General features: G+C 44.2%; 12 protein-coding genes. 11 read left to right on the forward strand and 1 reads right to left on the reverse strand.

All coding sequences use genetic code 11. From position 1 onward, the window contains the following. Positions 1–83: 83 nt before the first annotated feature. Positions 84–1,766 (forward strand): methyl-accepting chemotaxis protein, encoded by a 1,683-nt coding sequence (locus tag ACKLNH_RS06535; RefSeq protein ID WP_413111448.1) that lies wholly within the window; start codon positions 84–86, stop codon positions 1,764–1,766. Between the two features lie 126 nt (positions 1,767–1,892). Next, entirely contained in the window at positions 1,893–2,492 is a 600-nt protein-coding gene (locus ACKLNH_RS06540; protein ID WP_413111449.1) for a beta-phosphoglucomutase family hydrolase, read from the forward strand. 7 nt (positions 2,493–2,499) lie between these two features. Here the strand turns inward: ACKLNH_RS06540 and fghA are convergent, their stop codons facing one another. Beyond that, entirely contained in the window at positions 2,500–3,333 is an 834-nt protein-coding gene (gene fghA / locus ACKLNH_RS06545) for an S-formylglutathione hydrolase (protein WP_413111450.1), read from the reverse strand. Between the two features lie 289 nt (positions 3,334–3,622). Between fghA and ACKLNH_RS06550 the strand changes: the two genes are divergently transcribed. The 9 genes from ACKLNH_RS06550 to ACKLNH_RS06590 all read left to right on the forward strand — a co-directional run bounded on the left by ACKLNH_RS06550 (position 3,623) and on the right by ACKLNH_RS06590 (position 12,858). Continuing rightward, positions 3,623–4,525: a hypothetical protein gene (locus tag ACKLNH_RS06550; RefSeq protein ID WP_413111451.1), complete on the forward strand. Its 903-nt coding sequence runs from the start codon at positions 3,623–3,625 to the stop codon at positions 4,523–4,525. A gap of 765 nt (positions 4,526–5,290) precedes the next feature. Further along, on the forward strand, positions 5,291–6,088 hold the full coding sequence (locus ACKLNH_RS06555) for a hypothetical protein (protein WP_413111452.1): 798 nt from the start codon (positions 5,291–5,293) through the stop codon (positions 6,086–6,088). After that, positions 6,078–6,887 (forward strand): hypothetical protein, encoded by an 810-nt coding sequence (locus tag ACKLNH_RS06560; RefSeq protein WP_413111453.1) that lies wholly within the window; start codon positions 6,078–6,080, stop codon positions 6,885–6,887. Before ACKLNH_RS06555 ends, ACKLNH_RS06560 begins: the two co-directional genes overlap by 11 nt. A gap of 118 nt (positions 6,888–7,005) precedes the next feature. Continuing rightward, a complete protein-coding gene (locus ACKLNH_RS06565) occupies positions 7,006–7,719 on the forward strand; it encodes an outer membrane lipoprotein-sorting protein (RefSeq protein ID WP_413111663.1) in 714 nt (237 codons plus the stop codon). 9 nt (positions 7,720–7,728) lie between these two features. Continuing rightward, the gene (locus tag ACKLNH_RS06570; protein WP_413111454.1) at positions 7,729–8,958 is read left to right on the forward strand and encodes an ABC transporter permease; all 1,230 of its coding nucleotides are present in this window, start codon (positions 7,729–7,731) and stop codon (positions 8,956–8,958) included. Further along, positions 8,948–10,168, forward strand: coding sequence for an ABC transporter permease (locus ACKLNH_RS06575; RefSeq protein WP_413111455.1), 1,221 nt, complete (start codon positions 8,948–8,950; stop codon positions 10,166–10,168). The genes ACKLNH_RS06570 and ACKLNH_RS06575 overlap by 11 nt, the downstream gene beginning before the upstream one ends. A 2-nt stretch (positions 10,169–10,170) precedes the next feature. Further along, positions 10,171–10,860, forward strand: a complete 690-nt coding sequence (locus tag ACKLNH_RS06580; RefSeq protein WP_413111456.1) for an ABC transporter ATP-binding protein — start codon at positions 10,171–10,173, stop codon at positions 10,858–10,860. Continuing rightward, entirely contained in the window at positions 10,851–12,020 is a 1,170-nt protein-coding gene (locus ACKLNH_RS06585; protein WP_413111457.1) for a hypothetical protein, read from the forward strand. Before ACKLNH_RS06580 ends, ACKLNH_RS06585 begins: the two co-directional genes overlap by 10 nt. 238 nt (positions 12,021–12,258) lie before the next feature. Continuing rightward, the gene (locus ACKLNH_RS06590) at positions 12,259–12,858 is read left to right on the forward strand and encodes a LysE family translocator (RefSeq protein ID WP_413111458.1); all 600 of its coding nucleotides are present in this window, start codon (positions 12,259–12,261) and stop codon (positions 12,856–12,858) included. Positions 12,859–12,947: the final 89 nt, after the last annotated feature.

A 12,947-nucleotide genomic window follows, 5' to 3' on the forward strand; every position in this document is an offset into this window, starting at 1 on the left:
AACGTCGCTCTGTAGCCTTAAATGCTCTGCGAATTGTCAGAGCGCTATAGAGTTATCAATAATGGATGTTAGATAGTGAGTATATGAGTAGTTCAAGTTCTATCCCTGTAAGAGTTGCACGTTGGTTTAGCAAGATTACCAACCGTATGATTGTCACCGTGTTGATCGGTGTTTGTAGTATTGGATTTTTGGGTTTTGAGGGGATCAGTGGTCTTCGCCAATCTAGCGACATTATTGAACATCTATTAGAAGATGAGATGACGCAGATTGTTGGGGCAAGCAAAATTTCGTATAACCTTGAGCATGTTAGATCGCATCTACTGCTGGCTTTACAACATGATGAAGATAGCCCGTTCTCGGATGCTCACGATCACCCGCTTTCGCACCATGTTCAGCAAGTTAATAGTAGCGTCATTGAAGTTGAGCGTATTGTTGGTGTTTTGTCTAGCGTGCAGTTGACGCAAGAAGAGCTGGTGGCGAAACAAGCCTTTGAAACCGTGTTGCGTCAAGTGCTTCAATCTGGCGTTACTCCTACATTGTCTAGCCTACAGCAAGAGGATTACTTTTTAGCCAATCAACAGTTACTAGAGGTATTGAACCCGCAAGTTGATCAACTACAGACGCTGCTTAACAACTTTATTGAGATTAGCATTGCCGAAGGTCAACAAAGCTATATTGAGTCGAGAACTCTAGCGCGAGAGTTCTTCATCATGCTATCGGTGGTGATGGTGTTGTGCTCTGTGGGCCTAGTCGTTATCGCTTATATTACGATTCGTCGTTTTGTTTTTGCTATCGAACGTTTAGATCGTGCGTCTGAAGATATTGCGAATGGCAATTTAAAAAGTCGTGTTGAAATTGGTGGTAATGATGAGTTCACCACTATTGCTCACTCAGTGAATAATATTGCAAATCGTTTTGAAGAAACGGTGAGCTTGATTAATCATAGTGCGCATCAATTAAGTGTTGCTTCAGAGCAAAGCAGTGTTGTTAGCCAACAAACCAGTGAAAATGTAATTACCCAGCAAGAACGTATTCATATGATCGCTTCAGCAGTTGAAGAGATGACCGCAACGGTAAATGATGTTGCGTCAAATGCTGCATTGGCAGCAGAAGCATCGAAGCAGTCAGATGAATACGCGACCTCGGGTGGCCAGATTGTCAGTGAGGCGGTTGAACGTTCTGAGCATTTGGCGGAAGAGATGCGAAGTGCGCAAGCGGTGATCAATAAATTGGGTCAACACTCTAAAGATATTGGCGGCATTTTGGATGTTATTCGTGGTATCTCAGAGCAAACGAATCTGTTAGCACTTAACGCGGCGATAGAAGCCGCGCGAGCAGGGAGCCATGGGCGTGGCTTTGCGGTTGTTGCTGATGAAGTCAGGACGTTGGCACAACGCACCAATGACTCTACGCAAGAGATTCAAGTGATGATTCAGCGTTTGCAAGAGGGATGTACCCAAGCCATTGACCGAATGGAAACGGGAAATGACTTCGCTGAACAAAGCGTTGCAAAAGTACAGCTAGCCGGCAGTGCTCTAGAGGAGATCACAGCAGCAGTGGCGCGTATTGCAGAGATGAATCTACAGATTGCAACAGCGGCGGAGCAGCAAGCGGTCGTGACTTCTGAAGTGAACAATAATATTGCGTCTATAAATGAAATATCAGAACAAACAGCGTCAGGATCAACCCAGTCTCTGCAAGCATCGAAAGATATTTCAGCATTGACCGAGCGTTTGTCCAAAGAAGTCGAAAAGTTCGTCGTGTAGTTAATTTGCTGGTATTCATGATAAGGAAAGCACAGTAATCACTGTGCTTTTTTGTTCGTGTACGGTAAGTTAAATATGCAATGGAACTTAGCATTTATAATTGATGGTTAACTTAAGGGAGCGTAAATGATTGAGCTCGATAAGTATGAGGGCGTCATTTTTGATATGGACGGCACCTTAATAGACTCTATGCCAACACACTTATTGGCATGGGAAAAAACGGCGGAAAAGTATGGCTTTCCGTTTGAGCCTGAATGGTTTTATCAACTTGGTGGGACGCCAACCCATAAAACAGCACGTAAAATTCAAGTGGACTTGTCTGTTACTGTTCCTCTTGATTTGCTGATACAAAGCAAGGTCGCATTTTATGAGGCAATTGAAAACAAAGGCGAGTTGATCCCTGCCACTTATGAAGTGCTACTGCATTACGCTGAACAAAAGCCTATAGCGATAGGAACAGGCAGCCAACGTAAGCATGCTGAAGAATTGTTAGAAAGCCATAATCTGATGCATTACTTTAATGCGATTGTTACCGCGAATGATGTTAAAGAGCATAAACCTCACCCAGAAACGTTTATTAAAGCAGCGACAGAGATGGGGTTAGTACCGAGTGCTTGTGTCGTTTTTGAGGATACTTGGCTAGGGGCTCAGGCTGCCAAGGCGGCGGGTATGGATTGTTACCTTGTACAGAGTGGAGAAATAACCCAATTTATCCCAAGGGATTAACCTTTGATTAGGTGTTCAAGAACCTTGCATGATAACGCAGATGCTCTTCAATGAATGTTGCGATAAAGAAGTAGCTATGGTCGTAACCATGTTGCATACGAAATGTTAGCGCCGAGCGCTGTTTGGCTTGAATCAAGAGCTTATTCGGCAATAGCTGTGTCGTTAGGTATTCATCCTGATCACCTTGGTCGATCAAAATAGGTAATAGGGCTTGCTGAGAGTCTATCAGCAGTGAAGCGTCGTACTGGTGCCACTGCTTTTCATCGTTGCCTAAGTAGTGAGTGAATGCTTTCTTTCCCCAAGGGCTGCTACTTGGGTTGCATATTGGACTGAAAGCAGACACAGATTGATAACGATGTGGGTTCCTTAATCCAATCGTAAGTGCACCATGTCCCCCCATTGAATGACCACAGATACTGCGTCGCTGATTAACGGGCAAAAATTGTTCTATGAGCATAGGCAGTTCTTCAACGATGTAATCATACATTTGGTAGTGTTTATCCCAAGGCGGGTGGGTCGCATTAACATAAAAGCTAGCGCCTTGGCCAAGGTCGTAATCATTTACATCATCGATTCCGTCGCCTCGAGGACTGGTGTCTGGTATTGCCAATGCTATTCCCAGCTCGTTTGCAATACGCTGTGCTCCGGCTTTTTGAGAAAAGTTTTCGTCGGTGCAGGTGAGGCCAGATAGCCAATACACAACAGGTACACGTTGTTCATCACTGGCTTTTTCAGGAAGAAAAACGGAAACGGTCATCATACAATTCAACATGACAGAGTGATGTTGATAGCGACGTTGCTCGCCATTGAAGCAGCGCTGAGATGTGAGCAATTCCATCATAACTCCTAAACTAATAACGTTATCATTTAACCTAGGCAGGAATAGCTAGCTTGGCAATAATGGCAGTGACTTGTATATGAGATAGCAGTGTAGGCATCAATATCGCTTGCTGGGTTATCGATAGAAACCACTTTTACGTGGAGATATTTTGCTGTTCAAGTGGAAATTAATTTTGCAACGGGTGATGCTTGGCAGAAGGGGCTGTTTTATTGGTCGCAAAATTGATGGCGTCATTTGTTGGGTGTAGGTGGGCAGTGTAGCTTTTAGTATTTATGGCTAGGGATCGAGAATGAAGATTTCATTACCACTCAAGGGTAAAACACGAACAAAAAAAAACGATATGTCAGAAGCGTTTGAGCGACAGTTGCAACAGTGGCTAGAGCAAGGCAAGCCGTTAGGAGCTATTTCCGCCGAAGACTTGGTTCATGTCGTGGGTGGCGAGGTTGACCAAGCACGACAGCTGCTTGAACAACTACAGCAGAAACAAGACAATGAGACAGCCGATAGTCAGCAGGAAGTGTGTGCGAAATTGATTGATGAGGTATTGAATCAAACGAGTTCGCAGCTCGCCGCATTATTTGGTAGTCAGTTACAACATCACCTTGCTGAGAAGGTTCAGGAAGCAGAAAAAGTACGAGAGCTTCACCAACAAAGAGTGTCCCAATATGCCAATGCAAACGCTGAATTGCAGCGCGCAGTTGAAATGGCTAAAGTAAAAAATAGCGCATTGGAGCAAGAAGTCACTGAGTTGACCAACCAGTTAGCCAATGAAGAGGAGCAACGTAAAAAAGCAGAGGTTAATTGCGTCGTTATGTCCAATTCTGTGTCGGAGCAGCAAAAACGAATAGAGCAATTAGAAGGCGAACTCGAATCAAGTAGTGATGCGCAAAATCAGCAATATAAATATTTATCTGAGCAACATCAGCGTCAGCTGACGTCTTTGCAGACGGAATATCAAAAACTGAAGCAGATTCAGTTGCAGGCACAAGAATCAAAACTCGAGACTAAACAAGCTGAGATTGAAGCGTTGAAGTCGAAGCTAGCAGCGGCTGAGGCGACACTCAAAGCATCCAATAATGCTCTATCAATGGCAAATGGGAGAGCGGATAAAGCCGAGGAGGCACTGGAAGAAGCGCAATTGAAAGTGATTGAGGTCAATGAGATGAAGTTTAACCAGTCAGAAATGGCGTAATTTGACATAACGTCGACCTTAACATTGGAAAGACTTAGACTGAGTCAGTAACCATTAGGTGCTGACTTTTTATCTACTAGGCTGCATAACCTCCTCGATAAAAAGACAAGCCGATGAGTCTGGTTGTATCTAATTGATATATTTCTTTTTATAGTCTGATGCTTTTGCGAATAGCGTCAGTGGTAACACCATGCTAATCAGCCCAAACCCAAATGATAAGTTGTTGTGTGCCAATAACAGATAGGCACTAAATATAAAAATGAATAAGCATAGCAATAGTAAAAGTTGGTGTATTTTGGGATAAGTGTGAGAAAACTTAGCGTAGGCTCTAATCATAATACTTTTTTGTTCTATCCATGATCAATTCTAATGTTGGCAGTATACGGCAGTTAAGCTATTGATGAAAACGCCAATAAAAGCAATGAGTGATACTTCTCCCAAATTCACATGGCCATCTCATGTCTTTTTCTCACCTTTTTGAGTTAAATCGCATTCCTTGTTGCAATTATTGACATTCATTTGTGAATAAAAACCGTGACTTAACGTATGCTGTCTGCGACTGTGTCATGTGTGCACATCGTTGCTTATTGGTTTAATGGTGTCGAGTGTTAAAGAAGCGCGTTGGTTTATGTTTAATGAATTTAATGCGGTATCTAAGAAATGTAGCGGCGCTTATCTCTCATTGTCATTGCATCAAGGTAGAATACCAACGCCATTCGCAGTAGCATAGCCTAAGACATGAGGAAATTTGTTGATTATGACAGAATGAAAAAGCGTAGTATATTTTATAATCTAGCAGCCATTTTCTTATATACGGCAATATTAGGTTCATTGTATCAGGTAATGAATGGATATAACCGTGTAGAAAAACAATTAATGGATGCCATTGCTCGTATTGATGGGCAGTTGTCTTCTATTGAGCAGCATTTATATCAGTTAGATGTCGTTGAAGGGTGTTCGAAACAAGAGGTTATATTGCTCGACCAGGAGGTGTTTCGTCACGAGAGTATTCGAGCCTTGGCGATTGGTGATCCTGACGATCTAGATGGTTTTTTTTGCACTAACTTTGGATCTTTTAAAAATCGACTAAATGAAACGTTTTTTACGTCAGTTTTTCAAGGAGAGTTGGTGCTCGCACTAAGCCAGTATCCTAACCGCTACCATGACAGGTCATTAATGTTTGGGATTAATGTTGGTGGTAATTATCTGATTGCAATAATAAATCCTGAAATTGTTTTGGGCTGGTGGATTGAGCCGTTAAAAACAGATGTGAATGTTTCATGGGCTCTAAAAGGGGAGTCAAGCGTATTACTTACACGGCTTGGTGAAGCCAATACTGTACCAACTATTATGCTCGGACAAAAACATCAAATAGAAGTAACCCAAGAATCGGCGCAGTACCCTTATCAACTTGTGGCCGCAATGCCAGTGGCAAAGGTATGGTGGGATGTTATTCAATTTATGCAGCGTTTAGTCATTGTTTCTTTCTTTTTTGTCATTCTGATGTCGGTGCTTATTGCCGTTTTGGTAAGAAAACAGCATAAGGATAAAAATGAAGATTAGTCGCCGTTTTTTACTGATTAGTAGTATGTCCCTCCTTATCGTAGGGCTATACAGCTTATCCCTTCACTATATTATGGCTTCGAGTGGAAAAAAAATGGAGGCAGCAGCACTCGCTGCAGTGCGATCTCTAGATAAAAAAATCGATCAAGTGGTCGATGAAATATACGCGTTACCTGTTGATGTGAACTGTGCTGCTAGTAAGATCGATGAATATAAGGGCTATGCATACCGTAGTACATTAATTCGAGCAACTGGAATTGCTATGGTGAGCGATATAGAAACGTATATTTGTTCAGTGTATGGCCAGATTTATCGGCCATCAGAGCCTCCACTTTGGAACGTTGCATCTCGTCGAGATGTGCATATTGGAACCAGCCTAAATACCGATTACTTCCCAGAAACGTCATTTGTCGTGATTAAAGAGAGTGGCAATGTACTTAGGTTCGCTTATGTGAATCCTAAATACGTGCTGGGTCACTGGATTATGCCAAAATTGGACTTTGCCACTTATCGTTTCTATTTAGGGAGGAAAAGACAGCCTCTATACGAAAAGGAACAGCTATCGTCCCCGTCTGGGTTGATGAGTAAGTTGATGAGTAAAGAGATAGCACGGCAAGTAAAATCATCCAGATTTCCCTTTAGAGTTGGAGTGAGTTTGTCGTATGGTTACTTAACGAAGGCTGCATTCATTCTTCTGCTGAAATGGGTGGCATTGGCACTGGTTTCCGTACTTTTACTGGCTGTGTTCTTTTTTAGCCTGCGTAGTTTAAAAGCAAAATCTGATCAATTTGATGAATAGGGTTAAGAATGTTACGGCTAGCGAGGGCCTTACTTTTTGGTTGGTAATGAATTGATAGGTAGATATTTTGATTAAAATGAAACAGCGTACATTGCACCTGCTCGTCCTTATTGGTGTTATGTGGGGCGCACAAGCGCAAGCGCAAAGTGCCCTCGAGATCATTAAATTGGCCGACGCACAAATGCGCGGTGAGTCGAGTTATACCGAAGCGACCATGAATATTATTCGCCCAAGCTGGACACGGTCAATGTCAATGAAAAGCTGGACGAAAGGGCAAGATTTGTCATTGGTTTTAATTACGGCACCCGCTAAAGATAAGGGAACGGTGTCATTAAAACGTTATCGCGAAATGTGGAACTGGATACCAAGCATTGAACGTGTCATAAAAATTGCTCCGTCGATGCTTAGCCAATCTTGGATGGGATCCGATTTTACTAACGATGATTTAATTAACCAATCCTCTATTGTGGTCGACTATCGGCATGAACTGTTAAAAACAGAAGCGTTTGATGATGAAATGGCGTATGTGATAGATGCATTCGCGAAACCAGACGCGCCTGTGGTTTGGTCCAAAGTAAGGTTGTGGATATCGACAGAGACATACCTACAGCGCAAAGTGGAATTCTACGATGAGTTTGATGAACTAGTGAATACATTACGTACTTTTGACATCAAAGAGCTAGGCGGGCGAAAAGTTGCCACGCGTTTGGAGATGTCACCCGCAGATGAACCCGGCAATAAAACCGAGTTTATAACGCATATGGCCCAATTTGATTTTGATATTGAAGAACGTTTTTTCTCGCAACAGCAAATGCGAGCGTTAAGAGATTAGGAAGTAAAAATGATCATAAAACTGGCTTGGCGTAATCTGTGGCGACAAAAGCGCAGAACAATACTTACGGCAGGCTCTGTTGCGTTAACGCTGGCATTGTCCCTCTTTATGCGCGCCATGCAAGAGGGCGTTTATACGCAAAACATCGATAATTCAGCGCGTTTTTATACCGGATACTTGCAGTTACAGCATCCCGATTATCAAGACTCCAGTAGCATTGACGATGTTATTTCCGGGCACCACGAGTTTGTCTCAGCGCTTAATCAAATCAGCGATATATCTCATATTATACCAAGGATTGAATCTTACGCCTTGGCCGCTTACGGCGAGCGTTCAAAAGGTGTCATGATACTAGGGATCGCACCGGATGAAGAAGCGGCCTACTCAGAAATTAACCAACGAATCTCTGCAGGACAATATTTTTCAGCAACCGCACAAGGGGTACTCATTGGTGAGGGAGTCGCGCAACACTTTAACCTCAACGTAGGCGATGAACTGATTTTATATGGGCAAGGATATCAAGGGCAAACTGCCGCTGGGGTTTATCCTGTTCTTGGGATAGTTAAATTCCCAATCAAAGAGATTGATCGCCAGCTTGTTTACTTGCCATTACGGCAAGCACAGGAATTATTTGGCTTGGGGCAACAGGTCACCTCTTGGGTACTCCACACCCACGATATTTATACACTTCCCATTATCCAAGAGTGGTTGCAACAGCAGTATGCCGATCAGGCGGTGGTGCGTAGTTGGCGGGAAATGTCACCTGAAATGGCGCAGCAAATCGATCTCGATCGCGTGAGCGGTATTTTTCTGATGTACATTCTGTATGGCATCGTCGGTTTTGGCGTTTTTGCTACCTTGATAATGATGGTTTTAGAACGTCAGCGAGAATTTGCGGTCATGATTGCAACCGGGTTGGAGCGGCGAAAATTGTTGGCTCTAGTGATGATTGAGTCATTCTTTATGTCGATGTTTGGCATTGTATGTGGGCTAGCGGTCGCACTACCGATCATTTTCTGGTTTGTCTTTCACCCGATAAGCCTAAGCGGAGAGTATGCAGAAATGATGCTAGAGCTAGGTTGGGAGCCTGTTTTGCCCGTGTTATTGACGCCCCGTTTATTGATTGAGCAGGTTGCCATGGTACTACTGATTGTCTGTTTATGCCTAGGTTACCCATTATGGCGTGTTTGGCGACTGAATGTTGTTGCGGCCATAAAAGGCGGTGCGCATGCTGATTAAATTGGCTTGGCGAAACTTATGGCGTAATAAACTGCGTACATCCATTATGGTTGGCGCGATGGTGTTTGGTTTGGTTGGCGTTATGCTGATGATCGGTTTTATGAATGGCGCGATCAACAGTATGGTACAAAATGCGATTGCTTATCAAACATCTCATTTGCAACTCCATCACGCTGAATATATTAAAGATCCAGACTTACAATGGATTATCCCCGCTGACATTATCATAGCGCAGCAGCTCGATGATAACCGTAATATTGAAGCATGGAGCGGCCGCTTTGTTGTTAATGGCATGGTGGCGTCAGCGCGTAGCTCTCGTGGGGTGCGCATTAATGGCGTAGATCGTAGCGCAGAAGCGGCGGTTGTTCCTATCGAAAGTGCGATAACGCAGGGGCAATGGCTTGGTCAAGATGGGCGCCATCCGGTTGTGCTCTCGGAGCGGTTAGCGCAACGATTGCGGTTACGTTTAGGCTCAAAAGTTGTTCTGACGTTTAGCGACGTTGATGGGGCCGTATCGGGTGCTGCGTTTCGTGTTGTTGGTTTATTTGAAACACCGTCCTCAGCGTTTGATGATAGCCAGATCTATGTTAGACACCATGAACTGACAGCGTTGGCTGGCAAACACGGCTGGCATGAAATGGCCATAATATTGGCGCGCCCTGACAGTGTCACGGAGGTGATACGCCAGCTTGACCAAGCCATGCTCGCTTTGCCTGTAAAGGTGAGAGGTTGGCGAGAAATTCAACCTGTTTTAGCGGCCATATTGGAGCAGATGAGTGTTAGTGTCGGCGTGATGATTGGCATTTTTGTGGTCGCGATGGGGTTCGGGATTATCAATATTATGCTGATGGCAGTGTTTGAACGTACCCGAGAATTTGGTGTGCTGATGGCCATTGGCATGCAGAAACAGCGCCTATTTGTGTTGATTATGCTGGAAACACTGATGTTAAGTTTGGTTGGCGTGCTGTCTGGACTCAGCATAACGTATTTATTGATGGAATATCTGTCGAAGCATGGTTACTCGTTAGAAGCGATGGCGGATGGACTAGGAAATATGGGGGTGAATACCATTATATTTCCTTATGTAAATAATAGTGATTATGGCATGGTAATCGGTGCTGTCGTTGTCGCCGCTTTTTGCGCAGCACTTTACCCAGCACGGCATATATTAAAACAACATCCGGTGGATGCGATGGCAGAGAAACACTAATAATGACAATTCAACTTTCTAACTTAACAAAAACCTATAACCCAGAGAGTGACTTTCCTGTCGAGGCCGTTAAGCCTTTAACGTTGCAGATAGAGCAGGGTGAGTTTGTTGCTATTATGGGGCCGTCGGGGTCAGGAAAAACAACGTTATTAAATATGATTGGCGGCATTGATAAACCCACATCGGGTAAGGTGTTTATTGATGGTACTGACATTACCGCTTTGTCGGACAAAAAACTGATAGGTTACCGACGAGATAATATTGGCTTTATTTTCCAAGATTACAGTTTACTTCCAGTGTTAACGGCATTAGAGAATGTTGAGTTTGTCATGCAATTGCAAGGCAAGCCTGAACAGGAGTGCCGCCACCGGGCGATGGAGCTATTAAAGCAAGTTGGATTAGAACAACAATTGCATAAACGCCCAACCAAGCTTTCAGGTGGCCAACAACAGAGGGTCGCTGTTGCGCGGGCACTTGCGTCGCAACCGCGATTTGTGATGGCAGATGAACCGACAGCAAATTTGGATGCACAAAGTACCAGTGAACTGCTCGATATTATGGAAAAACTCAACCAAAAAGAGGGAACAACGTTTATCTTCTCAACCCATGACCCTCGTGTGATTAAACGAGCGAAACGTGTCATTGTTTTTGAAGATGGCGCACTGAGCGAGGATCGATTCGCGTGCGCTTAAGACTGCTTATGCTCAGTTTGGCCGTGCTCTATCCCCAGATTGCGCTGAGTCAAGTACCTGGTTTATCACCATCATCGCCATGGGCACTCGATGGGTATGTAAAGTACCTTGCGAGCGCTCAATCGCCTGAGCATGGTGAACACGCGCTAGATCAGCTGGTTCATCAGCGATTAAATCTCGAATATCGATTCTCTGCACAATTGCGCGTCAATATCGGGATGCGAAATCGTTTATTTGTTGGTGATGCGTTGGCATTACCTGGCTATGCTGAACAGGTTGAACGAGATCGAGGTTATGCAAAGTTATCTCGCAATTGGATTGCGAGCGACAACGCAGTGTTGAATAGCCAGTTTGACCGCGCTTACGTTCATTGGGAGCGTGGTGAGATGCAGTATCGATTGGGCCGTTTTCGCGTCAATTGGTCCATGGCGACACTGTGGAACCCGAATGATATCTTTAATGCTTACTCCATTTATGATTTTGATTATGAAGAACGTGCAGGCAGTGATGCGGTGCAGATCAGCCGTCAGGTCGATTTCGCTAGCAGTTTAGATTTGGTGGTTAGTCCTACGCGTGACAGTGATGAGACCAGTGCCGCAGTGCGCTATTTGGGCAATCACCATGGCTGGGATTGGCAAACCATGGTGGGGAAAGCATCACGAGATAGTATGGTCGGTGCGGCGATGGCGGGCGATATTCTAGGTGCTGGTGTGCGTTCAGAGGTGAGTTATTTTGAGCCAATAGCTTCTCTCAATACAGAGCGAGAAGCCAACTCGAGCATTATTGCTACCATTGAGTCTGACTACAGTATTGCAAGTCGCCGCAATTGGTTAATTAGAGCGGCATTGCTCTACATTAGCAATCCTCAACCAGCGGAAGATAACGGTGCTACCTTGATATCCAGTGCGCGTACATTGAGCTTTGCTACATGGACAACATACATAGATGCTGGGTTTGACTTCAATGAGCTGAGTCGGTTAAACACCTCTCTGGTTTATTATGATGATGGCTCTTGGTTTGCCGGAGTGACGGCCGCTTACTCGCTTGCTGACAATTGGATAGCCTCTGCCGTTGTTCAACATTTTGATGGGCGAGCAAGCAGTGTGTTTGGTCAGTCCGCCAATACCACTTTAAATCTTCAGTTGAAGTGGAATTTTTGAAGGCCAGTTTTCGTCGCCTGTTAGCGCCAGAGAGTATAACGCAAGCCGTTGTTTGAAAATTCGGCTTACGGTACGCTTGGCTGAGTTGATAGTGCATTGTCGATAAAGTACATTTCTCTATAAAGGAAGGTGATGATGCGACTTTGTAGCAATTTTTTATCCGCGCAATCGGCTTTATACATAATAATGTTTCTGACTTTCTATTATTATGCAACCTTGCATACAGAAAGGAGGAGAAATGGAATTGTCGCACCTTTTAGGCTTAACCATGTTTGCTATTGTCGCAGCAGGATCGCCTGGCCCAAATAATATTATGTTACTGACATCGGGAGCCAATGTCGGGTTTAAACGCACGCTACCCCATATTTCAGGGATTGTGATTGGTTTTGCGGCGATGTTGTTGATCATTGGTGTGGGTATCATGAAGCTGTTTGCCAGTTACCCTATGTTGCAGCAGATGATGCAGGTGGGTTGTATGATCTATCTAGTGTATTTGGCTTATAAAATTGCCAGCGCACAAACGGGAGTAGAGGAGAAGATTGCTTATCGTCCTATGACGCTATTGGCGGCTGCAAACTTTCAATGGGTAAACCCCAAAGCTTGGACAATGGCATTAACAGCCATTAGCCTCTATTCTGTTAATTCCACATTAAGTAGCATATCGATGATTGCCTTGGTTTTTGCTATTGTTACTCTGCCATGTGTCTGTTTTTGGACCCTTGCAGGGACTAAGCTGCAGCGCTTTTTATCCACCCCGCGTCGATTACGCGGCTTTAATGTTGCCATGGCTGGATTGTTGCTTTCTTCTTTGTTGCCTATGTTATCTGAAGTTATCTAATCTCGCCGTATCGTGTGCTAACACGGTGCGAAACAGCTAACTTGGGTTTGGTGATAGATCCGATAGAACCGTTAAATGGGCGATGGGGT

It is taken from the genome of Thaumasiovibrio clandestinus, assembly GCF_047250365.1.
In the GTDB taxonomy this organism is placed as follows: Bacteria; Pseudomonadota; Gammaproteobacteria; order Enterobacterales; family Vibrionaceae; genus Thaumasiovibrio.

Bases quoted from the DNA above. Each gene is read 5' to 3' on its own strand.
- ACKLNH_RS06555 (WP_413111452.1), top strand. From the start codon at position 5,291: ATGAAAAAGCGTAGTATATTTTATAATCTAGCAGCCATTTTCTTATAT.
- ACKLNH_RS06540 (WP_413111449.1), top strand. From the start codon at position 1,893: ATGATTGAGCTCGATAAGTATGAGGGCGTCATTTTTGATATGGACGGC.
- ACKLNH_RS06560 (WP_413111453.1), top strand. From the start codon at position 6,078: ATGAAGATTAGTCGCCGTTTTTTACTGATTAGTAGTATGTCCCTCCTT.
- ACKLNH_RS06570 (WP_413111454.1), top strand. From the start codon at position 7,729: ATGATCATAAAACTGGCTTGGCGTAATCTGTGGCGACAAAAGCGCAGA.
- ACKLNH_RS06575 (WP_413111455.1), top strand. From the start codon at position 8,948: ATGCTGATTAAATTGGCTTGGCGAAACTTATGGCGTAATAAACTGCGT.
- fghA (WP_413111450.1), bottom strand. From the start codon at position 3,333: ATGATGGAATTGCTCACATCTCAGCGCTGCTTCAATGGCGAGCAACGT.
- ACKLNH_RS06565 (WP_413111663.1), top strand. From the start codon at position 7,006: ATGTGGGGCGCACAAGCGCAAGCGCAAAGTGCCCTCGAGATCATTAAA.
- ACKLNH_RS06535 (WP_413111448.1), top strand. From the start codon at position 84: ATGAGTAGTTCAAGTTCTATCCCTGTAAGAGTTGCACGTTGGTTTAGC.
- ACKLNH_RS06590 (WP_413111458.1), top strand. From the start codon at position 12,259: ATGGAATTGTCGCACCTTTTAGGCTTAACCATGTTTGCTATTGTCGCA.
- ACKLNH_RS06550 (WP_413111451.1), top strand. From the start codon at position 3,623: ATGAAGATTTCATTACCACTCAAGGGTAAAACACGAACAAAAAAAAAC.
- ACKLNH_RS06580 (WP_413111456.1), top strand. From the start codon at position 10,171: ATGACAATTCAACTTTCTAACTTAACAAAAACCTATAACCCAGAGAGT.